Source organism: Streptomyces sp. C36 (assembly GCF_040932295.1).
GTDB classification, from domain to species: domain Bacteria; phylum Actinomycetota; class Actinomycetes; order Streptomycetales; family Streptomycetaceae; genus Streptomyces; species Streptomyces triculaminicus.
Map to the genome: position 1 here is coordinate 646,708 of NZ_JBFQGI010000001.1, position 23,764 is coordinate 670,471.

A 23,764-nucleotide genomic window follows, 5' to 3' on the forward strand; every position below is an offset into this window, starting at 1 on the left:
ATAAGTGATCACGGCGCGCCGGTTCCGGCGCGCTCCCCACCCCGCCGCTACGTCCTCGTCGGCATGCCTGATTCAGCTGTTGGAGCTCACCGATGCCCTCGCCCTCGTACCCCGCCCCGTCGCCACGCCGGGGATTCCGGTTCCGCCGCGCCAGACGCTGGTGGACGGCGGCGGCCGTCGTCCTCGTCCTGGGCCTCATATCCTGGGCGGTCCTGCAGTACACCGGCGTGCTCTCCGGCAAGGGCGATCCGGTCACCTTCGGTGACGACGCGGCCGGCTCCCCCCGCCAGGCCGGTGCCGCGCCGCATCGCAGCGATCCGGTCGACGAGGCGCCGGAGACCCGGATGCCCACGGGGCCGGCCGCCGACCTGAGGGAGGAGAGCAGGCTGGCGGACGGCACGGTCATCGCGAAGACCACGCTGCAGGGCGCGAAGTCGGGCTTCACCGGCAAGGTGTGGGTGTGGGCCCCCAAGCAGTACAAGGAGCCGCAGTACCGCAAGAGCGGGTTCCCGGTGCTGGTCGCGCTGCCGGGCGGCCCGGGGGCCAGCGGGAACTACTGGATCGGGACCAACCTCAAGCTGCAGTCGTCCATCGCGAAGTGGTCCCAGGAGGGCAAGGCCCAGCCGTTCATCGTGGTGATGCCGGTGCTCAACCCGGGCACCGACAAGAAGGAGGACTACCACGACGGCAGTGACATCCCCGGCCGCCCGAAGATGGGCACCTGGCTGGCCGAGGACGTCCCCGACTTCGTGCGCGCCAACTTCCGCACCCTGAAGTCCCGTGACGGTTGGGCGTTCATGGGCTCCTCCAGCGGCGGCTTCGCGGGGCTGAAGACCGTCCTGCAGCACCCGGACAGCTTCAAGGCCGTCATCGCCTCCGGCCCCGACATCGTCCCCGACTCGCCCCACTGGAAGGGCCACGAGGCCGAGCGGCAGGCCAACAACCCGCAGAAGCTCGCCCAGCAGCTCATCGACACCAAGGGCCCCGACGTCTACCTCGCCTTCCAGTACGGCACCGCCGAGCACCCGATCACCATCAACGGCGTCAACGGGTTCATCAAGACGTACGGCGACAAGGGCCCCGTCCACACCCATCTGACCCAGATACCCGGCGGCCTCCACAACGCCGAGACATACGTCCGCGGCATGGGCATGGGCCCCATGGAGTGGATCAGCCAGCACCTGCAGGGCCCCACCCCGCGGCCCTGACCCCCGGCAACCCGCCTGAGGCGGGGGAGACACCACCCCCGCCCGGCGCGGCCGGCTCAACCGTCTTGACCTCAACCAAACTTCAGGTGTGAGGCTTGGCGCATGGAAAACACCTCCACCGCTGTTCAGGCACCCTTCCGCTCGTCCGTGGCTCCGTCCGACCCGCGGCACGCCGACGCCCGACCCCTGTCCGACGCCGCGCTCGACACGATCGCCCGGAAGATCTCCGAGACGGCACTGGTCGCCGGCATCGGGGAGTCCACGCGCTTCTCCCGGGAGACCTTCGGCGTGCAGGACCGGCTCCTGCACCGGCTGGTGCACCACCACGGATTCCGGGCGCTGGCCATCCAGGACACCGTCGCCGCCGGCGACGCCCTCGACCGGTACGTGCGCTCCGGCGGCGGCTCGGCCGCATCCGCCCTCGACGGCGCCTGGCGCCCCTGGCGCACCGTCGAGATGGCCACGACGCTGGAGTGGGTCAGGGCGTTCAACCGGGAGCACCCGAACGACCCCGTCCGGATCCTCGGCGTGAAGCCCGCGCAGACGCGCCTCGAGGACTACGACGCCGTCCTCGACCACGTCCGCCGGTCGGCCCCGGAGTTGGCGGAGGAGCTGGCCTCCCACCTGGACCCGATCCGGACCGCCCACCACACCGACGAACACGTGCAGCGCCACCAGGGAACCCACCCGGGGCGCCCCTTCGCCGAGCACGCCCGCGACGCGCTCGCGCTCGTCCGGTCACTGCCCGGCCTCGGCCACGACGACGTCCTGGCCCGGATGCGCGGGATCGTCGACTACCACGAACGCAGCGTGGCCGGGCGAAGCGACTACGCCGGCGACGCCGCGGCATGGGCCGAGGCCATCGGCGACCACCAGCGACGGACCGGCACGCGCGTCGTCTACTGGGACGGCATCGCTCACACGTCGGCGACCGCGACGACCCTGGGCATGGCCCCCGAGAACGGTCCGCGGCCCAGCGTCGGCGGCATGCTGCGCGAGGCCTACGGCGACGCGTACGTCTCCGTGGCCATCGGCTTCCACCACGGCGACCTCGGCGTCACCGTCGTCCCGGAGTCCGGCGCGGACCTGATCGACGCGACGCTCGGACAGGTGGACCTGCCCGCCCACTGGCTGGACCTGCGCCACGACGACGTCCGCCGCCGCTGGGACGGACCGGCGAAGCTCCGCGTCATCGGCGGTGTCTACGACCCTTCCCGCGACGCCACCGCGCACACGGCCGTCGCCTCCCTCGCCGACGCGTTCGACGTGCTCATCCACTTCCGTGAGGCGTCCGCGGTGCGATGGCTGCCGTGAGCGCAGGTCAGGCCCGGAGTCAGACCCCCCGAGCGGTGCCACGTACATCTTCACTGTCAGACCCACCCAGCACACTGGCGGGGACAGGACCCCCGAGCGTCAGTGAGACCTATGATCACCACCCTCGCCATCGAGAACTACCGCTCCCTCCGCCGCCTGGTCGTGCCGCTGGACAGACTCAACGTGGTCACGGGCGCGAACGGCACCGGCAAGTCCAGCCTCTACCGCGCTGGCCCGTGAAGGCGGGCTGCCCTCCACCCTGTGGGCGGGACACGAGAAACCGGCCCGCGGCACGGGCGGCGGCGAGCCCGCCGGCCTGCGGCTGGGCTTCGCGGGCACCGACTTCGGCTACGCCGTCGACTTCGGGCACCCCATCCCCGACCGCTCGCTCTTCGACCTGGACCCGGAGGTCAAGCGCGAGTGCACATGGACCGGCCCCGTGCTGAGGCCGGCCACGCTGCTCTGCGACCGGTCGGGACCGGCCGTACGCACCCGCACCGCCGACGGCGGCTGGCACCGCACCGTCAACGCCCTCCGCCCCTACGACAGCATGCTCAGCGAACTCGCCGACCCCCAGCTCGCCCCCGACCTGCTGCGGCTGCGCGAACTCATCAGGTCCTGGCGGTTCTACGACCACGTGCGCACCGACGCGCAGGCACCCGCCCGCGGCGCACAGGTCGGCACCCGCACTCCCGTGCTCAGCCACGACGGCTCCGACCTGGCGGCCGCTCTGGAGACCATCCGGGAGATCGGCGACGGCCAGGCGCTGGACGACGCCGTGGACGCGGCGTTCCCCGGCAGCCGCGTGGAGATCGACAGCCACGGCGGCCGGTTCGAGCTGAGGCTGCGCCAGCGGGGCCTGCTGCGCCCGCTGGGTGCCGGTGAGCTCTCCGACGGCACCCTGCGCTATCTGCTGTGGGCGGCGGCACTGCTGACCCCCCGCCCGCCCGCGCTCCTGGTCCTCAACGAGCCGGAGGCCAGCCTCCATCCGGACCTGCTGCCCCCGCTCGCCGATCTGATCCTCACCGCGGCCGGGCACACCCAGATCGTGGTGGTCACCCACGCCCCGGAGCTGGCCGCGGAACTCGCCCGGAACTCGGCACGCCACCGGCTCGACCTCAACTCCATCACCCTCGTCAAGGACGCGAGCGCCCAGACGGTGGTGGCGGGCCGTGAAGGACCGCTGGACGAGCCGTTGTGGTACTGGCCCAAGCGGTGAGCCGGGGCGCCGGGCGGCGCCGGGTTCTCGTGCCGGCGCCACCGCGTCGTTTTTCCGGCGGTCGCCTGTCACATTCGTGCGCCGTGATCCGTCAGGGCAGTGAAAGCGATGTGAAAGCGCGAAAGGAATACGGCGATGGAAGCACGTTCGATCACTGCTGAGGTACCCATGGCTTCGCGGATGTCCGACCCTCAGGAGGCCGTTCCCGAGCTGGCGGAGGTGTCCGCGGCGCTGTTCAAGGCCACGGGCAACCGCTCGGTGCCGCGGAGCACGATCGGTCTGATCCAGCTGCGCGCCGGCCAGATCGTCGGCAACACCTACCTGACCGTCCTGCACACGGGCTTCCTGCGCAAGGCGGGGGAGTCGGAGGAGCGGATCACCGCGGTGGCGTCCTGGCAGGACGCCCCGTATTTCACCGCAGCCGAGCGTGCCGCGCTGGCTCTGGTGGAGGCCGTCCTCCAGCCGTCCGCGCACGGCGAGCGGGTCTCGGACGAGCTGTACGCCCAGGTGTCCGAGCACTACGACACCAAGGCGCTGGTCACTCTGACCATCGCGATCGGGCAGGTCAACTTCTTCGTCCCCATCGCCCTCATCGTCAAGCCGGTGCCCGGCCGGACGTTCGCCGACCAGTGGGCGTGAGGCCGGCCGGTGAGGACGGCCGGGTGAGGACGGCAGGCTGACGACGGCCCGTCCTGGTCCCCTGCGGGACCAGGACGGGTTCGCCCACGGTTCATACGGGCACGGGCACCGGTGAAGGGCCCGAGAGTGCGGGCTGGTTCATGCGCACACCTCCGTTAACGCAGTTTCATTGCTTTAGCGGACGGTGGGCCATTAGAGTCCACTAACGCAAACTCTTCGCTTTTGCGTGGCCGGAGAGCGTGCTGCCACGCACGCACACCCAAGGCCCGTACGCCCCGCGCCCGAAAGGACGTCCCGTGGACGCATCCCCGCCCGCACCCGCCGGCCCGCCCGTTCCCGACGAGGTCGCCGCCACGGCCCGCCACATCCGCACGGTCATCAGCGCCCTGCACGCACTCGACTTGGGGGACACCCCTCCGGCCCCGACGTACGACGCGGCAGGAGGCGACCGATGAAGCCCTGTGAACTGACCCTCGCCGACGCCTCCGAGGCGATCGCCGCCGGCGAACTGTCACCCCTGGAACTGACCGCCTCCGTCCTCGACCGCGCCGACGCGGTCGACGGACACCTCAACGCCTACGTCACGCTCGACGCGGACGCCGCGCTCCACGCCGCCGCGCGGGCGCAGGAGGACATCGCGGCAGGCAGGTACCGCGGCCCGCTGCACGGCATCCCGGTGGCGCTCAAGGACCTCGTCGACGCCGCCGGCCTGCCGACCACGGCCAGTTCCCGCGTCCGCGCCCACCACATGGCCGCCACCGACGCGACGGTCACCGCACGGCTCCGCGAGGCCGGTGCCATCGTGCTGGGCAAGACCCACACGCACGAGTTCGCCTACGGGCTGATCACCCCTCAGACCCGCAACGCCTGGGCCCCGGACCGGGTGGCCGGCGGATCCAGCGGAGGCTCGGCGGTAGCGGTCGCCTCCGGCGGCGCGACCTTCGCCCTGGGCACCGACACCGGCGGGTCGATCCGCGTCCCGGCGGCGCTCAACGGCGTCGTGGGCCTCAAACCCACCTACGACCTCGTGCCCCGGCACGGCGTCGTCCCGCTGTCGTGGTCCCTGGACCACGTGGGGCCGATCACCCGCACCGTCCGCGACGCCCAGCCCGTACTCGCGGCCCTCACCGACTATCGACCGGGCCTCGGCGAACGGCAGGTGACGACGGCGGGCCTGACCGGGATACGCGTCGGCGTCCCCCGCACCTACTACTTCGACCACGTCACGCCCGAGGTGGAGGCGGCGGTACGGACAGCCCTCACCCACCTGCGCGAACTCGGCGCCGACCTCGTCGACGTCGACATCCCGATGACCGAGTACATCCATGCCGTCCACTGGGGGCTGATGGTCCCCGAAGCCACCGCGTACCACGAGCCGACGCTGCGCTCGTCCTCCCACCTCTACGGTCCGGACGTGCGCGTCCTGCTGGAAGCCGGGAGGGAGGTGCCGGCCGGCGACTACCTGCGCGCCCAGCGCGCCCGTACGCTCATGCGGGCCTCGTGGAGACGGCTCTTCGACGAGGTCGACGCCATCGCGGCCCCGACCGTGCCCACCACCGCCACCCGCACCGGGCAGGACAGGATCGAATGGCCCGACGGCACCACGGAATCGGTCTCCGACGCCTACGTCAGGCTCTCCGTACCGGCGAACATCACCGGGATGCCGTCGCTGTCCTTCCCCGTCGGCCTCGACACGGCGGGGCTGCCCATCGGCATGCAGCTCATCGGCCCACCGTCGGCCGAGGCGACACTGCTGCGCATGGGCCGCGCCTACGAGGACGCCCGGGGCGTCCTCCCGCTCCCCGCGGTGTACGCGTCGTGATCGCGCTCCACCGCTTTCGGCGGTCGTTCCACGGCACGCAATTCCTTTGCGTTAAGGTGTCGGTATGAGCCCCAGACCAGCGGTCCGCCCCGGAGGACGAAGCGCCCGCGTGCAGCGATCGGTGCACGCGGCCGTCCAGGAGCTCCAGGCCGAGCACGGCCGGACCGGCCTCACCGTCCCCCTCATCGCCTCCCGGGCCGGCGTGACCCCCTCCACCGTCTACCGCCGCTGGGGAGACCTCCAGGAACTCCTCGCCGACGTCGCGGTGGAACGCCTGCGCCCCGACGAACCACCCGCCGACCTCGGCAGCCTGCGCGAGGACCTGGAGCACTGGGCGGCGTCCTTCCTCGAGGAGATGTCCTCCCCGGCCGGCCGTGCCTACATCCGGGACGCCCTCGCCGGCGACCCCGACGGAAGCAACGCCGGGCAGTGCTCCGCCTACGCCGTCGAACAGGTCGAGACCATCCTCGCGCGCGCCGCACAGCGCGGCGAGCACGTGCCCGGCACCGACGTCGTCATGGACCACGTCGTCGCCCCCATGATGTACCGCGTCCTCTTCCGTCCCGGACTCCTGGACGCCCAGTACGCACGCGACCTCGTCGCCACGGTCTTCTACCGCCTGATGCCCCTGCCGTGACCGGCCTTCGGCACCGGGTCGGAGGGGGACGCTCGCGAGTTACCGCTCGTAGATCATTCTGTGCATCAATTGTCATCTGCGTGCAGCAGGATGACACCCTGTGATCGATCCTCAGCAGTACCAGGCCCAACAACAGCCGTACCCCCCACAGCAGCCCTATGCGCCGCAGCAGCCGTACGCTCAGCAGCAACCGTACGCTCCGCAGCCCCCGTACCCGCAGCCCTACCCGCCGGCACAGGGAGATCCGTACGCGCAGGCAGCACATCCGTACGCGCAGGCCCAGCCGCATGCGCAGGCACATCCCTACGCTCAGCCGCATCCGTACCCTCAGCAGCACCCTCACGCGCCGCAGCCCCCCGCCGTGCCTCAGGAGGTCGGGGACGAGCGCCGCATGCTCGCCGCCGGGATCGACGCCGCGATCACGGTCTTCGGTGGTTTCGGCATCGCCATGCGGCTCGCGGACGACAAGACCACGGGTACCTACTGGACCTACGTCGCCATCTGCTTCTTCGGCGTGTCCTTCGTCCACCATGTGCTGGGAGCCGTGCTGTTCCGGGCCACCGTGGGCAAGTTCCTGCTCTTCACACGCGTGGTGCGCGCGGACGACGCGGGGCGGCCGCGCTTCTGGCGAGCGGTGCAGCGCTGGCTTCTCGGCCTGACCTGGCTCCCGATGCAGCCGATCTGGAACTGGCTCGGCCAAGACGGCGAACCGTACGAGGACGGCTGCGGGCTGCGGTACGTACGCAGCAAGGACCTGCGCCGCTAGGACGTCTCCGGCAGCGTCAGCCCGCCGCTTCGTCCACCGCCTTGCGCAGGAGCTCCGTGACGGCCGCCGCCGACTCCCGGCCCCGATCGTCCAGCGGGCCGGCGACCGCCGCGTCGAGGGCCGCCGCGGCGGCCTCGAGCAGCCCGGCGGGGACTTCGACGGTGCGCAGCAGTGCCACCAGGGCGGTGGCGACGTTCGCGGGGGAGACGCCGGTGCTCGGGATGAGGGCCTCGAGGCCCCGGCCGAGAGCGCGGTCGCGGGGCGGCTGGGCGGGTGCTGTGGTCACGCGGGCAGTCTGCCGCATCGGTGGGCGAACCCGTTACCGGCGGCCGGCGCCCGCCCGGCCGTAGCTCCCGGTGGCAGCCCCTCCGCCGCACTCCGGGTTTCGGCCTCCGCCCCCGTCTCCTCACGCCGCGTGAGGTTCGAACCCGCCCGCGCGGGACGTGCCGGGAACCCCACTCCCACGCGCCCGGGGCATCGGCTTCCGAGGGGTCCGTTCCGAGCCCACTATCAGGGCAAACGCTCGAACGAGAGAGGGAACCCCCGTGAAATCGAGGAACTTCCGCCTTGCCCCGGCGGTGGTGGCGGCCACCGTCGGGATGCTGTTCGCCGGCACGGCGGGGACGGCCGTCGCGGCTCCGTCGGAGGAGACTCCGAACGCGACGAGCAGCCCCGCGGGCGAGGAGGCGAAGGCGGACTGGAAGCCGGGCGCCTGGTACGACGACGAGAAGTCCTGCAAGGAGGCCGGAGAGAAGGGCAAGCACGACAACAAGTGGAGCGAGTACCGCTGCAAGCGTGAGGAACGGCACCCCGGCCAGTACGACTACCAGTGGCACCTGTACTACCACCGTTGAAGAACGGCTTGTTCCACACCGTGCCCTCCGGGTGATCCCGGAGGGCACGGGCATGTGCGGCGCCCAGCGCATCCCGCCGCAACCACGGGCGCACTCCGGTGCGGCGCCGATACGCTGATGGCGCGAATGCCGCGCCCGGCTCGGGCGCGGGCCGACGCCGAGGGGGACGCGGTGGACCAGGCATTGATGGATCTGGCCTCGGCGGCGGGCACGGCGGTCGCTTCGGCGGCGGGAACGGACGCCTGGAACGGGCTCCGCGAGCGGGTGGCCCGTCTCTTCGGCCGGGCGCCGGGGACGGAGACCGGGGCGGTCGTGGCGCGGCTCGACCGGACGGCGGCCGCGCTCGAGGAGGCCGGACCCGCGGAGACCGACCGGATACGCCTCCGTCTCGGCGCGTCCTGGCAGGCCCGGTTCGAGGACCTGCTGGAGAACCTGGACGAGGCCGGGCGCGTGGAGATCGCCGGGCAGTTGCGCGAACTCCTCGCCGAGGCCCGGCGCACGGCACGCGGCCCCTCGGCGGGGGACGGCGGACTGGCCGTCGGCGGGAACGTGGACATCCGGGCCGACCACGGCTCGGCGGCCGCCGCCGTCATGGGGGACGTGACGCTGGGAAACCCTCCGCAGCCGGGCCCGGACCAGGGCTGACCGCGCCCGGCACCACGACGCTTCCGCTTGTCGCCCCCGCCCCTGCCGTTCCGGCGGTCAGGGCCGAGAACCACAGCATCGCGGCCCACAGCATCGGCCGCCTGGAGTACCACGCCCCGCCACCGCCGGAGGTCGCGTGGCCCCGGGCGGTCGGGGTGATTCCCCCTCAGGCGGACTGCTTCCAGCACCGTGCCCTCGTCGACGCCCTGGACCGGCCCGTCGTCGAGGACGCCCCGGCCGCGCCGCCGCTGACGCTGTCCGGGACCGGAGGGGTCGGCAAGACCCAGCTCGCCGCCCGGTACGCCCGCGCCACGTGGGAGGCCGGGGCCGTGGACCTGCTGGTATGGGTCACCGCGACCAGCAGGGACGCGATCCTGGGCGCCTACGCGGAGGCCGTCGCCACGGTGACCGGCGCCGACGGAGCCCCGGGCGCCGGCCTCGAGGACCCCGAACGCGCCGCCGCACGCTTCCTGACCTGGACGCAGTCGACCGATCGGCGGTGGCTGATCGTGCTGGACGACGTCGCCGACCCCGCCGACCTCGGCGGTGTGGGCGGCCGGTTGAGCCTGTGGCCGCCGGCGCGCCCGTACGGCCGTACCGTGCTCACCACCCGCCGCCGGGACGCCGCCCTGCCCGGGCGCCGCATCGACGTCGGCCTCCTCACTCCCGCCGAGGCCACCGCCTACCTGACCGCGAAACTCGCCGCCCGGGAACGGGAGGACGACCCGCACGAGATCGTGGCGCTCGCCCGGGACCTGGGCCACCTGCCGTTGGCGCTCGCGCAGGCCGCCACGTACCTCGTCGACCTCCACCTCGGCTGCGCCGCCTACCGCGCCCTGCTGGCCGACCGGGCACGGACCCTGCCCGACCTGGTCCCCGAGGACAGCGGCCTGCCCGACGCCCACCGTGCCACCGTGGCCGCCACCTGGTCCCTGTCCGTCGAACACGCCGACCGGCTGCGCCCGCGCGGGCTGGCCCGGCCCCTGCTCGAGCTGGTCGCCATGCTCGCCCCCAACGGCATTCCCGGCGTCGTCCTGACCGCGCCTCCGACCCTGGCCCACCTCGCCCGCGACGGACGCCACGTCACCCCCGAGGACGCGGTGGCCGCGCTGCGCTGCCTGCACCGGCTCAGCCTCGCCGACCACACACCCGGCACGCCGCATCAGGAAGTACGCGTCCACGCGCTCGTCCAACGGGCCACCCGGGAGGCCGTGCCGGACGACGCCGCACGGGACGCACTCGCCCGCACCTGCGCCGACGCGCTCGACGCGGTCTGGCCCGGCATCGAACGCGACACCGCCCTCGCCCAGGCCCTTCGCGCCAACACCGCCGCGCTGACCGCCCACGCCCCCACCGCCCTGTGGCAGCCCGGCGCGCACGACGTCCTCTTCCGCGCCGGCGACAGCCTCGGCCACGCCGGTCTCGTCGCGGACGCCGTGGCCCACTTCCAGGACCTGAGCTCCACCGCCCTGCGCACCCTCGGACCCGACGCCCCCGGAACCCTGCGCGCCCGCGGCCGGCTGGCCTGGTGGCGGGGCACGACCGGGGACGCGGCCGGCGCGGTACGGGCGTACGAGGAGCTGCTCGGCGACGCGCGGCGGGTACTGGGCGCCGACCACGCCGACACCCTGGACACCCGCCACGCCCTGGCGTGGTGGCGGGGGATGGCCGGGGACGCGGCGGGCGCGGCCGCGGGCTTCGAGGCACTGCTGCCCGACTACACGCGCCTGGTGGGCCCCGACCACGTCCACACCTTGGTCACCCGTGGCAACCTGACCCACTGGCGGGGCGAGGCGGGGGACGCGGCGGGCGCGGCCGCCGGCTTCGAGCTGCTCCTGGCCGACCACCTGCGGGTGCTCGGACCCGACCACCCCGACACCCTGAACGTCCGCCACGGGCTGGCGTGGTGGCGGGGGACGGCCGGCGACGCGGCGGGCGCCGCCGCCGCCTTCGAGCACCTGCTCGCCGACTACCTGCGCATCCTGGGCCCCGACCACCCCACTCTGCTCACCGGCCGCTCCGACCTCGCCCACTGGCGGGGCGAGGCCGGCGACGCGGCGGGTTCCGCCGCCGCGTACAGCGCACTGCTCGCCGACGACCTCCGACTGCTGGGCCCCGACCACCCGAACACCCTTTACGCCCGCCGCGGCCTGGCCCGGTGCCAGGGGCTCGCGGGGGACGCGGCGGGCGCGGCCGCCGCCCTCGAGGAACTGCTCGGCGACTACCTGCGGCTGCTGGGGCCCGACCACATCGAGACCCTCGGAGTCCGCGCCGACCTGCGGCGGTGGCGGGGCGAGGGGACGTCGTCGTGAGGTGAGGCCGTCACCGCAGGGCGTGGCCGGTCGTCACGTCCACGTGATCCGGGATCTCTTCGTGGCGGTCGCCGACGGTCGGCGTTCCGGCCGGCTCGAAGAGCAGGATCGCGGCGCCGGACGGCGCGGACGGCTTGTGCTCGACGCCACGGGGGACGGTGAAGGCGCTTCCCTGGGGGAGCACGACCGTACGCTCCCCACCCTCTTCGCGCAGGGAGAGACGGAGCTCGCCGTCGAGCACCAGGAAGAACTCGTCGGTGTTGTCGTGGACGTGCCACAGATGGTCGCCCTGGACCTTGGTGATGCGGACGTCGTAGTCGTTCACCCGCGCGAGGATGCGGGGGCTCCACAGGGAGTCGAAGGAAGCCAGGGCCTCGGCCAGGGCGATGGGCTCGTTGTTCATGCCGTTCGTGCTGTTCATGTCGTTCATGCGGCTCATCGTCGTGTGTTCCGTACGGCGTGCGTGAGTGCTAGGAATCGCACATGACGCAAAGATCCTCGCACGCGGAGCGTGCCGTCGGCCCGCATCGAGTCGTCGTGATCGTCGACGAGAACTCGAACCCCTTCGAGCTCGGCTGCGCGACCGAGATATTCGGTCTGCGCAGGCCCGAGCTCGGGCGCGACCTCTACGACTTCCGGCTCTGCTCGCCGGACCCGAGCACCCTGATGCGGGACGGGTTCTTCACCCTCACCGGAATCGCCGGTCTGGAGGCCGCCGACGCGGCGGACACGCTGATCGTCCCGAACCGGCCCGACGTCGAGGTTCCCCGCCGGGCCGCGGTGCTCGAGGCCGTGCGGCGGGCGCACGCGCGCGGCGCGCGTCTGATCGGCTTCTGCAGCGGCGCCTTCACGCTGGCCGAAGCAGGGGTGCTCGACGGACGACGGGCCACGACGCACTGGCAGTGGGCGGACGCGTTCCGGGCCCGCTTCCCCTCGGCCCGGCTCGAACCCGACGTGCTGTTCGTCGACGACGGCGACATCCTCACCGCCGCCGGCAGCGCGGCCGCGCTCGACCTGGGCCTGCACGTCGTCCGCCGCGACCACGGAGCCGAGATCGCCAACTCGGTGAGCCGGAGACTGGTCTTCGCGGCGCACCGGGACGGCGGACAGCGGCAGTTCGTCGAACGGCCCGTGCCCGACCTGCCGGACGAGTCCCTGGCCCCCGTACTGGCCTGGGCCCAGGAGCGACTGGACACCCCGCTGACGGTGTCCGACCTCGCGGCACGCGCGGCGGTCAGCTCCGCGACCCTGCACCGACGGTTCCGGGCGCAGCTGGGTACGACGCCCTGGGCCTGGCTCACGGGCGAACGGCTCACGCTCGCCCGCCGGTTGATCGAGCGGGGCGAGTCCCGTCTCGAGGTGGTCGCGCGGCACAGCGGCCTGGGTACGGCCGCCACCCTGCGCGCGCTGATGCGGCGCGAGACGGGCCTCACCCCGTCGGCGTACCGACGCCGGTTCGGGACGTAGGGCGTGTCCGATGGGTCGGCGAGGTCCTGCTGCCTCCGGGTGTCCGCCATCCGGAGCAAGCGGGGATGGCTGACTTCCACGTCGGGACGACCCGGGATGCGGGCCTTGCCGATCGACGTTCCGATGGTGGGGTGGAGGAAACAGGGACAGAAGAGGCGAGGCGGCCGGCGCAGTCCGAATTGCGGCTGGCCGCCACGTTCACGGGCGGCGTGAGCCTGGCCGTGTGGATGGGAGGCATCGCACGGGAGATGAATCTCCTGGCGGCGGCCGGCTGGTCCGACCGGAGGACCGATACCGTCCGGGGCCGCCAGGTGGAGAAGTACCAGCGGCTGCTCGAGCTGCTGCGGTTGGACGTCAGCATCGACGTGCTGTCGGGCACCAGCGCGGGGGGCATCAACGCGGCGTTCCTGGGCATGGCGAACGCCCGCCGCCTCGATCTGGGCCAACTGCGCGATCTCTGGCTCGACGAGGGATCGCTCGGCAAACTGCTGCGCGACCCCTCCGTGCGCAATCCGCCGTCCCTGCTGCTCGGCGACGAAGTCCTGCTCAACGGACTCCGCTCGGCGCTGGAAACCCTCGACAGTGGCGATCCGGTCGTCAAGCCCGAGGAGGGCGACCCGACGCACGTGTTCATCACCACCACTCTTCTCTCCGGCCTCGAGAGCACCTTCAAGGACGACTACGGGACCGCTGTCCGGGACACGACCCACCAGGGCCTGTACACGTTCACGGCCGACCAGCTGAAGTACGACACCGCCCTCCCCGCTCTCGCACTGGCGGCGCGCAGCAGCGCCTCCTTCCCCGGCGCCTTCGAACCGGCGTACGTGCCGATCGGCACATCGGGTGACACGAAGCACCCCGACATGGCCGGCTTCATGACGCAGGGCGTCCGCACGCAGTTCTGCGCGGACGGCGGACTGCTGGCCAACCGGCCGCTGGGGCCGGCCCTGCGGGCCATCTTCGACCGGCGGGCGGACAAGGAAGTACGCAGAGTACTGGCCTACGTCGTGCCCTCCGCCGGCGTCGGCGACACCCCGACGGCCCCGGCGGAGCCCCGGCAGCAGGACATCCCGGGCCTCGGACCCGCCCTACTGGCCGATGTGAACGCCCTCCGGTCCCAGACCATCACCGCCGAGCTGCGCGCCCTCACCGACCACAACGAACGGGCCCGCGGCCGACGGAGCCTCGAGAGCCGCCTGGCTCTCCTCGCCGGCGAGGGAGGCGACCTGGCCTGGGACGGTCTGTACGCCGAGTACCGTGCCGTACGGGCCCGGGCTCTGGCACGCGACGCCGCCGACGAGACGCTGCGCGGGCTGATCGCCGACGGCCGCCGCAGCGAGCCCGACGGCCGCCCGGTCGGCTTCGGCAGCGACCTGGAGATCCTCACGGCCGCGGCCGCCGAGGCACTGACCGGGATGATGCCCGACAGCCCCGAGGCCTCCGCCTCCGCCGATGTCTTCGGCCGGCTCGCGGCCTTCGGCCGGCTGCCTCTGGACGGGGCGAAGGCCACCGTGGTGCGGCTGCTCCGGGCGGGATTCGCCAGGTGGGTGCCGGACGCCCGGAGCGCGTTGAACGCTCTCCTCGACGCCGCTCACGCCGCGGTGCCCCGGCGCGCGGAGGAGAGCCCGTCGACGGGGCTCGAGGCGGGGCTTCCCGACACCGGCCCTCTGCCGCCCGGTGCGATCGCCGGACTGGCGGCGTCCGACGCATGGCGGGACGCCGTTCGCGGGCGTCTGGCCGCGGAGGCCACAGGGGACCTGGGCGCCGGCTGGCGTGAGCTCGCCGGTGTCGTCCTGGAGGCTCGCCCGCTGCTCTCGGACCTGCTGAGCGGGGGTGACAGGACGTCGGCGGACGCTCGGTACGTTCTGGAGTACCTGACCGGCAGGACGACCGGCGCGACGACCGCCACCGGGCCGGACGCGGCGTCGGTGGCCCGGCGGCTGTTCGAGCTGCAGGCCGCCCAGCAGGTGATGTTCCCGGACGAGCCGGCCGCCTTGCAGGCGGTGGAACTCGTCCAGATGAGCGCCGACACCAGGACCGACCTCGACCCGCGCAGCCTGGCCGGTGAGAAGCTCACGGGCCTTCAGCTCAACCACTTCGGCGCGTTCTACAAGAGGTCGTGGCGCGCCAACGACTGGATGTGGGGCCGCCTGGACGGTGCCGGCTGGCTCGTCCACGTCCTGCTGTCCCCGCGTCACCTGAAGCGGCTCGTCGTGGAGGACCGCCGGGGACCGGGGGACATCAGGGCCGCACTGGAGAAGATCGCCGGCTCCCCGCCACCCCCGGGCGTGTTCGATCCGATTCCCGGCAAGGCCCCCCGACCCGAACTGGCCTTTCTCGGGGATTCCGACCCCGACGCGACGGACCTGCCCACCAGCCTCCCCATCACCTCACAATGGGTCGCGAGCGGACTCCAGGGCCTCATCGCGGCGGAGGAACTTCCCTGCGTCGCCGAGCAGGCCGAACACGACAAGCGGGACGGACACGCCGGCACCGCCGCCGACTTCCTGGCCGCGTACAGGACGGCGACCCAAGGCCCGACGGGCCGGGCACCCGTTCCGCCGGAAGACGTCCGCGCGCTGCTCGGTGCCTGCCGCGTCTCACAGGAGACATTCGCCGGCGAACGCGGCAGCAAGGCGTTGACCCGCACGATCGTGCAGAGCGCCGCCGTGGCCGCCAACGCCGTCGAAGGGGCCACCGCCCGCTTGAGGTCGCTCCGGCCGGTGTTCGGCACCATCGGGAAGTCCCTGCGGCTCGCGCACCGAGTGCTGCGGTTCGGCAGCCGGCCGTGACGCGCGGGCCTGTTGCCGGCAGCCGCGAGCCGACCCGGTCGCGGTGTTCCGCGAGGCGGGTCAGCGCACCCTGACGAGGCAGAGCGTGTTGCCCTCCGCGCTGTACTCGGCGTAGGCGATGTACGGGATCTCCGGGCCGTCCGCTGCGCAGTTCTCGCCCGGGCCGGTGAGTTCCTGCGACACCCGGTACTGGTCGGGGGAGGAGCCGCAGACGACCGCTTCCAGGTCCTGTCGGGGCCACTCGGCGTTGTTGCGGACACAGTCGCCGACGGACAGATGCACCGGCTTCGAGTCCCCGACCAGCAGGCCGATCAGGATCAGCAGCGGCACCGCCAGGACGACGAGGGCGACGGGGAGGGTGACCAGCAGGGCCGCCGGGCGCAGGAGCACCCGCTTGCCCGGGTCCAGCGGCGGCCGCCAACCCCCGGAGGGAGGGTCGAGGCGGCGGAACGTGCCTCGCGGGCCCAGCACGTTGGCGAGCACGGTGAAGGGGGTGATCACCATGGAGAGCGGGCCCCACCACCCCTGCCAGAGGGTGTCGGCGGTCATCCGGCGGTGCAGCGCCGTTCCGCACGGGCGGCAGAACGTCCCCGAGCGCTTCAGGAAGCGCATGATGACGACCATCCCCTGATGCCCGCGCACGGTGGCGTGGACGGCCGGCATGCCGCCGCATATCTCGCACTGCGGCGGCCCGCCGAAGGGCGGCTGCCCGTAGGAGGGCTGCCCGTATGACGGCTGTCCGTACGTGGGTTGGCCGTACGTGGGTTGGCCGTACGAGGGTTGGCCGTAAGCCGGCTGTCCGTAGGGCGGGCTGGCGTACGGGTGCGGCGGCCCCGGCGGGTTGACCACGGAACATCCCTCGACGATCGGCAATGTGCACGTGCACCCTAACCCCAGTGGCAAGCCCCTATGCGGCGCACCGCCTCGCGGATCAGGTCGGTGCCGGCGCACACGGTCAGGCGCACGTAGCCCTCGCCCCCGGGACCGAATCCGCTGCCCGGGATCGACAGCACGCGGGCGTCCCGCAGGAGGCGCTTGGAGAACGCCTCGCTGTCGTCGCCCTCCGGGCAGCGTACGAGGCAGGAGAAGGTGGCCCGGGGCCGCAGCACCCTCAGGCCGGCCTGTTCGAGCCCGTCGCAGAGCAGCCGCATGCGCTCGCGGTAGACGGAGCGGAGGTGGGCCGGGTAGCCCGTGGTGTCGTTGAGCGCGGTGACGGCGGCGTGCTGGACCGCGCCGAACGTGCCGGAGTCGGTATGGGCCTTGACGGTGCGCAGCGCGTCCACGACCGCCGCGTTGCCGACGGCGAAGCCCACCCGCCAGCCGGGCATGTTGTACGCCTTGGACAGCGAGTGGAACTCGATGCCGCATTCCATCGCGCCCGGCGCCTGGAGGAAGGACGGCGGGGGCGCGCAGTCGTAGTAGATGTCGCTGTACGCGGCGTCGGAGGCGACCACGATGTCGTGCCGGAGCGCGAACTCCGCCAGACGCGCGTAGAACTCCTCGGTGGCGAGGGCCGCCGTGGGGTTGTTGGGGTAGCAGACCCAGAACAGCTTGGCCCGCCGTGCCACGTCCGCGGGTATCGCGGACAGGTCGGGCAGGAAGCCGTTCTCCTCCCGCAGGGGCACGCGGACCACCTCCGCCCCGCACCACCGGGCCCAGGTCGCGTACACCGGATAGGCCGGGTCCGGGACCAGCACCACGTCGCCCGCCTCTGCGTACGCCATGGTGAGGTGTGCCATCGCCTCCTTGCTGCCGAGCGTGACCACGACGCCGGTGGCGGGATCGACGCGCAGTCCGAACCGGCGGCCCAGGTGCCGGGCGGCGGCCTCGCGCAGTGCCGGGGTGCCGGCGGAGGGCGGGTAGCGGTGGGTGCCCGGGTCGCGGACGGCCTGGCGCATGGCCCGCACAATATGCGGCGGGGCGGGCAGGTCGCAGTCGCCCACCCCGAGCGGGATGGGCGCCACGCCGTCCTGTCCGGCGAGGGCCCGGGCCCGGTCGACGAGGGAGAACAGGTGGTTCTCCGTCTGCTCCAGACGTTCCGCGCGACCGGTCACACGGGCCTCCTCCGACGAAGCCGACGTTCACTGCCGGAATCGTGCCCTGGAGCGGGGGAGCGGCGCGAGAGGGCGTCCGCGGCCCGCCCGTGCGGGCCGCGGATGGGCGCCTCGTGTGGTGCGTACGGTCACGGGCGCCGCAGCCGGTTCACCGCCGGCCGGGGCCCGCCGCGCCGCGCGTGCCGCTGCGGGCGGTGGTCCTCCGGCCGGGCCCTGACCAGGTCCTCGAAGAGGTCGCGCGCCCGGACGAGCGCCTCGCGCAGTTCCTCGGTCGGGACCTCCCGGGAGCGGCCGCCCACCGAGGCCGTGTGGAGCTCGCGCAGGCCGTGGACGCTCCGGGGCGCGTGGACCGACAGCGCGTCGGCCATGTCGTCCCAGGTGGTCGAGGGGAAGCCGCGGTCGCGGGCGAGTTCGCCGACGAGGAGTTCCGCGTCGGCCACGGACCGCGCCGGGGCGTCCACGAACCGCTCCTGGATGCCGGTCCACCGTGCGACGTACTGTTCCCGGGCCGCCGCCGGAAGCGGCGAGACCCGCAGGTGTTCGTAGCGTCCCAGCCGCTCGGACAGTTCCCGCTCGGCCGCCTCGCGTTCGCCGCCGTGCCGGGCGAGGGCGGCGTCGTACTCGGGCCCGAAGCGCCGCCGCAGAGTGCCGCCGCCGGTACGCGCGCCGCGTCCGACGGCCCAGACGGCCACGGAGACACCGAGGAAGATGACGGCCGTCGTGACGGCTACGGCGATCAGTGCGTGAGTTGACATGGAGTCCCCTTCCGTACGTCTTCCGTGCGTTTCGTCCGGCTCCGACGCCGATGTCGTCGAGAAGCCGACGTGGTGCCGTGCCGTGCTCAGGCGGCCTGCCCGCCCTCGCCCGGGACGGAGGGCGGCTCGTACGAGGGCGGATCGGGCACGACGCGCAGCGGCCGGCCGGGCAGCCCCTGGCGCGGCTGCTCGGCGGAACCGCTCTTCAACAGGCACTCCTCGTACCGCCCGAGGGCGAGCACCAGGCACAGGAGCAGAGGAGGCATGAGCAGGGCGACTGCGACCACGGGGGCTCCTTCCGGCGCTGCCGAGAGTCGGAGGCGTGACAGTGACCGGCTTGCCCCTGGGGCCCGGCACAAACGCGCCGGCACGAACGCGAAGGAGCCGCCGCGTCCGGGACACCCGGGTCACGCCCGGGGAACCGGCCCGGCGGCGGCGACCGCCTCGCGCACCGCCGTCAGGGGCGGCGGTGCACGCCGCCGGCCCGTGCCAGCAGCCCCTCGAGCCTGGCGGCGGAGCTCAGCCCCGTGGCCGCCGACTTCACGCGGTCGCTGAGCGCGTAGGGCACCAGGGCGTCGAGCCGCCCGCCCACCCGCGCGTCCGTCCCCAGCACATAACGGGCCCTGGGGCGCGGGGTGGCCAGCACGCGGTGGATGGCCCGGGCCACCCGCTCCGGCCCGGGATAGCGGGACGAGTCCCGCAGCGACCGGGAGGCCACCCGGTAGCAGTCGGCGTACCGGGAGGAGACCGAGGCGCGCCGCTCGAAGGAGTCCGCGGCGTTCTCCAGCATGGGGCTGGCGTGGAAGCCCGGTTCGACCAGCACGACCCGTACGCCCCATGGCGCCGCCTCCATGCGCAGGGCGTGGCTGAGCGCGCTCAGCCCGGCCTTGCTGGTGCTGTACCAGCCCGCGAACGGCATGACCGCCCGGGCGGCGACCGAGGAGACGTTGACGATGCGGCCGTCGCCGCGATGGCGCATGGCGGGCAGCACCAGCCGGGCGATACGGGCCGGCGCGTGGAGATTGACCTCCATCAGCCGGCGCGCCTGGTCCTCGTCCACGTCCTCGATCGCCCCCGGCAGCGCCGTGCCCGCGTTGTTCACCACCGCCCACGGGCCTCCGCCGGTCAGCCCGGCGATCTCGGCGAAGACGTCGGCGCACCGCGCGCCGTCGGTGACGTCGAGGACCATGGTCCTCAGCCGCGTACCCTCCTCCTCGGCCCGGGCGCGCAGCTTGTCGGCCTTCTCCTCGCTGCGGACGGTCGCGAACACCTCGTACCCGGCGCCCGCCAACTGCAGGGCGGTAGCCTGTCCGATCCCACTGCTCGCCCCCGTCACCACGACACTGCGCGACATCTCTGCTCTCCCGTCGGTGTTCCGGGCTCTCACTGTGCTCTCACTGTGGGATACGGGCCGTCCGTGAGCGGGCGTCACCACACCGTCGGGACGTCATCGCGCGGAAAATCGTCCAAACGCACCAAGGCGGAGGGCGCCGGAGGTCAGTGCGTCGTGTCCGCCGCGAGCCGGACGGGCAGCGTGTCCGTGCTGTTGCCGACGAAGCTCGGGTGCGGGGGAAGCTCGTCGGCGGGCACGGCGAGGGCGAGACCCGGATAGCGCTCGAACAAGGCCCTCAGCGCGATCGTCGCCTCCATCCGGGCGAGCGGGGCGCCGAGACAGTAGTGCGGGCCGTGTCCGAAGGAGAGGTGGCGCGGCTCGGGGCGCCGGGTCACGTCGAAGCGCGCGGCGGACGGGCCGTACGCGCGCTCGTCCCGGCCGGCGGCGGTGTACGAGGCGAGGACGGCGGTGCCGCGCTCGATGAGCGTGCCGTCGACGGTCAGGTCCTTCGTGGGGTAACGGAAGGGGAAGAAGGCGATGGGACTGTCGTAGCGGAGCGTCTCCTCCACGACGTCGTCCCAGCCGGCCCGCCCGCCCCGGACGAGCTCGAGCTGGTCCGGGTGGCCGCACAGGGCCCGTACGGCGTTCGTGATCAGGTTGAGCGTCGTCTCGTGGCCCGCCACGATCAACAGCAGGAGGGTGCCGAGGAGTTCGCCCTCGCTGAGGCGGTCCCCGCCCTCCTCCTGGGCGGCGATCAACGCGCTGGTGAGGTCGTCGCCGGGCGCGGCACGGCGCTGGGCGACGACGCGCTGGAGGACGGCGGCCATGTCGCGGTTGGCGTGCCGGGTCTCCTGCGGAGTGGCGCTGGTGCGCACGATCGTCTGCGAGAGACGGTGCAGGTCGTCCCGCATGCCGGGTGCCACGCCGAGCAGTTCGCAGATGACGCCCATCGGCAGCGGGTAGGCGAAGTGCCGGCGCAGGTCGACCACGCCCGCGGCGTCGGCCCGCTCACCGAGCCGGTCCAGCAGCGCGGCGGTGAGCTCCTCGACGCGGGGGCGCAGCGCCTCGATCCTGCGCGCGGTGAACGCCTTGGTCACCAAGGTGCGCAGCCGGCGGTGGTCGTCGCCGTCGGCGGTCGTCATGCCCTCGACGGTGGCGAAGGTCGTCAGCGGCCATCCGTCCGGTATCCCGCCCTGGGTGAGCGCGGTGAAGTGGCGGGCGTTCTTGGCGACGTCGGGGTGGGCGAGGACCTCCTTCAGCTCCTGGTAGCGCGTGACGGCGACGGCCCCCACCCCACCGGGCAGCGCTACGGGAACGGCCGCGCCGGCGTCCCGTAATCGGCCGGCCTCCGTGTGCGCGCCGGCGCCGGTGGGGTCGAGGGGGTGCGGTGGACGCGGTGACGGTGTGCGGTCGCTCATGACGACGCTCCTCGAGGGGTCGTGGTGGGCGCGCACGCCCACGCTGACTCGACCTGTCCTGTGCATGCCGTACCGATGGTGGCACGGCCCCCGGGCATGCGCCCGAGTTGGCAGGAAAGCAGTGAGGAACGCCGGCCGGGCCGCGGGGCTCGAGGCCGTCGGGACGGGCGAGGTCTTCCCGATGGAGACCAGGGCGCCGGCCCATCGCCTTCTTCTACGCCGTCGGCACCGCCGCGGGCTGATGCCCGGCTCCGGGTGATGCCCGGCTCCGGCTGATGTCCGCCGGGGCCCGGGCCGTGACCGGCCGCCGTCACCGGCGGCCGGTCATCGGATGGGTCAGGCCTCGACGACGCCGGACTTGGCGATGGTGATCTTGGCCTTGGTGGTGCCGCTGCCGGAGCCGAGGCCCTCGATCTTCTTGACGAGGTCCATGCCCTCGACGACCTCGCCGAAGACGACGTGCTTGCCGTCCAGCCAGTCGGTGACGATGGTGGTGATGAAGAACTGCGAGCCGTTGGTGTTGCGGCCTGCGTTGGCCATGGAGAGCAGGCCGGGCTTGGTGTGCTTCAGCTGGAAGTTCTCGTCGGCGAACTTGTCGCCGTAGATGCTCTTGCCGCCGGTGCCGTCACCGCGGGTGAAGTCACCGCCCTGCAGCATGAACTGGGGGATGACACGGTGGAAGCTGGAGCCCTCGTAGCCGAAGCCGTGCTGGCCGGTGGCGAGCTCGCGGAAGTTCTTGGCGGTCTTGGGGACCACGTCGTCGAACAGCTTGAAGACGATGCGGCCGGCCGGCTCGTCGTTGATGGTGATGTCGAAGAACACGTTGCTCATGAGGATAAGTTGACATGCCCTGCCCCTTTGGACGCAAACCAGCTCCGTGTTCCCTGATTTTTCGTATCATGTACCAATAGGGATCCATTTCGTCGTGAATGTGGCGCATGGGAGTGGACGAAGAAGAGGCGGCGCATGCGAAGCGAGGACGACGGCACCCGAGGCGGATCGCTCTGCCTGGTCACCGGCGCGAGCGGATACATCGGGGGCCGCCTGGTGCCGGAGCTCCTGGACGCCGGACACCGTGTCCGCTGCCTGGCGCGGTCCCCCGAGAAGCTGCGCGACCACCCCTGGGCCGACCGCGTCGAGGTGGTGCGGGGGGACGTGACGGACGCGCAGTCGCTGGGCGAGGCGCTGCGGGGCGTCGACGTGGCGTACTACCTCGTCCACGCGCTCGGCACCGGCGCGTCGTTCGAGGACACCGACCGGCGGGCCGCCCGGCTCTTCGGCGAGCAGGCCCGTGCCGCGGCCGTCGGCCGCCTCGTCTACCTCGGCGGCCTCACCCCGGCCGGTGTCGACGAACGCCGCCTGTCGCCCCACCTGCGCTCACGCACCGAGGTCGGCCGGATCCTGCTCGGCTCGGGAGTGCCCACCGCCGTCCTGCGCGCCGCCGTCATCATCGGTTCCGGCTCCGCCTCCTACGAGATCCTGCGCTACCTCACCGAACGCCTGCCGCTCATGGTCACCCCCAGCTGGGTGGGCACCCGCATCCAGCCGGTCGCCGTGCGGGACGTCCTGCGCTACCTCGTCGGCAGCGCCCAGCTGCCGCCCGAGGTCAATCGCGCCTTCGACATCGGCGGCCCGGACGTCCTCACCTACCGCGACATGATGCAGGCCTACGCCGCCGTCGCCGGCCTGCCCCGCCGGATCGTCCTGCCCGTACCCGTGCTGACGCCGGGCCTGTCCGGCCTCTGGATCGGCCTGGTCACCCCCGTTCCCGGCGCCATCGCCCGCCCCCTCGCCGAATCGCTGCGCCACGAAGTGGTCTGCCGCGAACACGACATCGCGAGGTACGTTCCCGACCCGCCGGCCGGCCTCATCGGCGTCGAGGAGGCCCTCCGGCTCGCCCAGCAGCGCGTGAGGGACGCCCAGGTGGCCACGCGCTGGTCGTCCGCCGCCGTGCCGGGCGCGCCCAGCGACTCGCTGCCCACCGACCCCGACTGGGCCGGGGGCAGCCTCTACACCGACTGCCGGGAGGAGGCGGTGGACGCCCCGCCCGAGCGGCTGTGGCGGGTGATCGAAGGAATCGGCGGCGAGCACGGCTGGTACTCCTTCCCCCTCGCCTGGGCGGCCCGCGGCTGGCTGGACCGCCTGGCCGGGGGCGTCGGCCTGCGCCGCGGCCGTCGTGACGCGCACCGGCTGAGGGTGGGGGACTCGCTGGACTTCTGGCGGGTGGAGGAGATCGAACCGGGCCGGCTGCTGCGGCTGCGTGCCGAGATGCGGCTGCCGGGCCTGGCCTGGCTGGAGATGTCCGTCGACCGCGACCCCGACGGCCGTACCCGCTACCGGCAGCGCGCCCTCTTCCATCCCCGCGGGCTGCTCGGTCACGCCTACTGGTGGAGCGTTTCGCCCTTCCACGCCGTCGTCTTCGGCGGCATGGCGAAGAACATCACCCGGGCCGCCACGGCGGCCCGGCCGGCCTGACCGCGGGACGGCTCCGGCCCGCTGCGGGATGATCATGGTGGCCAGGAGTCCTGG

General features: G+C 73.0%; 24 protein-coding genes. 15 read left to right on the plus strand and 9 right to left on the minus strand.

Going from position 1 to position 23,764, the window contains the following annotated elements:
* Positions 1-92: 92 nt before the first annotated feature.
* From AB4K12_RS02835 to AB4K12_RS02875, 9 genes are all read left to right on the plus strand, one after another.
* Positions 93-1,208, plus strand: a complete 1,116-nt coding sequence (locus AB4K12_RS02835) for an alpha/beta hydrolase (RefSeq protein ID WP_368432616.1) — start codon at positions 93-95, stop codon at positions 1,206-1,208.
* A 102-nt stretch (positions 1,209-1,310) separates the two neighbouring features.
* The gene (locus AB4K12_RS02840) at positions 1,311-2,522 is read left to right on the plus strand and encodes an erythromycin esterase family protein (protein WP_368432617.1); all 1,212 of its coding nucleotides are present in this window, start codon (positions 1,311-1,313) and stop codon (positions 2,520-2,522) included.
* Positions 2,523-2,633: 111 nt separating this feature from the next.
* Entirely contained in the window at positions 2,634-2,762 is a 129-nt protein-coding gene (locus AB4K12_RS02845; protein WP_368432618.1) for an AAA family ATPase, read from the plus strand.
* A gap of 199 nt (positions 2,763-2,961) precedes the next feature.
* Positions 2,962-3,741 (plus strand): AAA family ATPase, encoded by a 780-nt coding sequence (locus AB4K12_RS02850; RefSeq protein WP_368432619.1) that lies wholly within the window; start codon positions 2,962-2,964, stop codon positions 3,739-3,741.
* Positions 3,742-3,876: 135 nt separating this feature from the next.
* Positions 3,877-4,380, plus strand: coding sequence for a carboxymuconolactone decarboxylase family protein (locus AB4K12_RS02855; RefSeq protein ID WP_107430964.1), 504 nt, complete (start codon positions 3,877-3,879; stop codon positions 4,378-4,380).
* Positions 4,381-4,676: 296 nt separating this feature from the next.
* Positions 4,677-4,835: a hypothetical protein gene (locus tag AB4K12_RS02860; RefSeq protein ID WP_368432620.1), complete on the plus strand. Its 159-nt coding sequence runs from the start codon at positions 4,677-4,679 to the stop codon at positions 4,833-4,835.
* The gene (locus tag AB4K12_RS02865; RefSeq protein WP_368432621.1) at positions 4,832-6,202 is read left to right on the plus strand and encodes an amidase; all 1,371 of its coding nucleotides are present in this window, start codon (positions 4,832-4,834) and stop codon (positions 6,200-6,202) included. The genes AB4K12_RS02860 and AB4K12_RS02865 overlap by 4 nt, the downstream gene beginning before the upstream one ends.
* 64 nt (positions 6,203-6,266) lie before the next feature.
* Entirely contained in the window at positions 6,267-6,839 is a 573-nt protein-coding gene (locus tag AB4K12_RS02870) for a TetR/AcrR family transcriptional regulator (RefSeq protein ID WP_368432622.1), read from the plus strand.
* A 361-nt stretch (positions 6,840-7,200) separates the two neighbouring features.
* Entirely contained in the window at positions 7,201-7,605 is a 405-nt protein-coding gene (locus tag AB4K12_RS02875; protein WP_368432623.1) for an RDD family protein, read from the plus strand.
* Between the two features lie 16 nt (positions 7,606-7,621).
* Here the strand turns inward: AB4K12_RS02875 and AB4K12_RS02880 are convergent, their stop codons facing one another.
* Complete coding sequence (locus tag AB4K12_RS02880) at positions 7,622-7,891, minus strand: hypothetical protein (protein WP_368432624.1); 270 nt, start codon at positions 7,889-7,891, stop codon at positions 7,622-7,624.
* Between the two features lie 259 nt (positions 7,892-8,150).
* On the opposite strand from AB4K12_RS02880, the gene AB4K12_RS02885 reads away from it, so the two are divergent.
* The 3 genes from AB4K12_RS02885 (at position 8,151) to AB4K12_RS02895 (ending at position 11,416) form a co-directional block, all read left to right on the plus strand.
* Positions 8,151-8,459 (plus strand): hypothetical protein, encoded by a 309-nt coding sequence (locus tag AB4K12_RS02885; protein WP_368432625.1) that lies wholly within the window; start codon positions 8,151-8,153, stop codon positions 8,457-8,459.
* 126 nt (positions 8,460-8,585) lie between these two features.
* Positions 8,586-9,104, plus strand: coding sequence for a hypothetical protein (locus AB4K12_RS02890; RefSeq protein WP_368432626.1), 519 nt, complete (start codon positions 8,586-8,588; stop codon positions 9,102-9,104).
* A gap of 155 nt (positions 9,105-9,259) precedes the next feature.
* Entirely contained in the window at positions 9,260-11,416 is a 2,157-nt protein-coding gene (locus tag AB4K12_RS02895) for a tetratricopeptide repeat protein (protein WP_368432627.1), read from the plus strand.
* 10 nt (positions 11,417-11,426) lie between these two features.
* Here the strand turns inward: AB4K12_RS02895 and AB4K12_RS02900 are convergent, their stop codons facing one another.
* Positions 11,427-11,819, minus strand: coding sequence for a cupin domain-containing protein (locus AB4K12_RS02900; RefSeq protein WP_368433136.1), 393 nt, complete (start codon positions 11,817-11,819; stop codon positions 11,427-11,429).
* 80 nt (positions 11,820-11,899) lie between these two features.
* Here AB4K12_RS02900 and AB4K12_RS02905 point away from each other — a divergent pair, with 80 nt between their 5' ends.
* Both AB4K12_RS02905 and AB4K12_RS02910 read left to right on the plus strand, forming a co-directional pair.
* The gene (locus AB4K12_RS02905; RefSeq protein WP_368432628.1) at positions 11,900-12,883 is read left to right on the plus strand and encodes a helix-turn-helix domain-containing protein; all 984 of its coding nucleotides are present in this window, start codon (positions 11,900-11,902) and stop codon (positions 12,881-12,883) included.
* A 65-nt stretch (positions 12,884-12,948) separates the two neighbouring features.
* Complete coding sequence (locus tag AB4K12_RS02910; protein WP_368432629.1) at positions 12,949-15,675, plus strand: patatin-like protein; 2,727 nt, start codon at positions 12,949-12,951, stop codon at positions 15,673-15,675.
* 60 nt (positions 15,676-15,735) lie between these two features.
* Here AB4K12_RS02910 and AB4K12_RS02915 read toward each other — a convergent pair whose 3' ends face one another.
* The 7 genes from AB4K12_RS02915 to AB4K12_RS02945 all read right to left on the minus strand — a co-directional run bounded on the left by AB4K12_RS02915 (position 15,736) and on the right by AB4K12_RS02945 (position 22,066).
* Positions 15,736-16,524, minus strand: coding sequence for a hypothetical protein (locus AB4K12_RS02915; RefSeq protein ID WP_368432630.1), 789 nt, complete (start codon positions 16,522-16,524; stop codon positions 15,736-15,738).
* 38 nt (positions 16,525-16,562) lie between these two features.
* Positions 16,563-17,729, minus strand: a complete 1,167-nt coding sequence (locus AB4K12_RS02920; RefSeq protein WP_368432631.1) for an aminotransferase class I/II-fold pyridoxal phosphate-dependent enzyme — start codon at positions 17,727-17,729, stop codon at positions 16,563-16,565.
* 128 nt (positions 17,730-17,857) lie between these two features.
* A complete protein-coding gene (locus AB4K12_RS02925) occupies positions 17,858-18,484 on the minus strand; it encodes a hypothetical protein (RefSeq protein ID WP_368432632.1) in 627 nt (208 codons plus the stop codon).
* Positions 18,485-18,570: 86 nt separating this feature from the next.
* Positions 18,571-18,771, minus strand: a complete 201-nt coding sequence (locus AB4K12_RS02930) for a hypothetical protein (RefSeq protein WP_368432633.1) — start codon at positions 18,769-18,771, stop codon at positions 18,571-18,573.
* Between the two features lie 170 nt (positions 18,772-18,941).
* On the minus strand, positions 18,942-19,838 hold the full coding sequence (locus AB4K12_RS02935; RefSeq protein WP_368432634.1) for an SDR family oxidoreductase: 897 nt from the start codon (positions 19,836-19,838) through the stop codon (positions 18,942-18,944).
* 143 nt (positions 19,839-19,981) lie between these two features.
* On the minus strand, positions 19,982-21,235 hold the full coding sequence (locus tag AB4K12_RS02940) for a cytochrome P450 (protein ID WP_368432635.1): 1,254 nt from the start codon (positions 21,233-21,235) through the stop codon (positions 19,982-19,984).
* A 336-nt stretch (positions 21,236-21,571) separates the two neighbouring features.
* Entirely contained in the window at positions 21,572-22,066 is a 495-nt protein-coding gene (locus AB4K12_RS02945) for a peptidylprolyl isomerase (RefSeq protein WP_368432636.1), read from the minus strand.
* A gap of 135 nt (positions 22,067-22,201) precedes the next feature.
* On the opposite strand from AB4K12_RS02945, the gene AB4K12_RS02950 reads away from it, so the two are divergent.
* A complete protein-coding gene (locus tag AB4K12_RS02950; protein ID WP_368432637.1) occupies positions 22,202-23,710 on the plus strand; it encodes an SDR family oxidoreductase in 1,509 nt (502 codons plus the stop codon).
* Positions 23,711-23,764 lie beyond the last annotated feature (54 nt).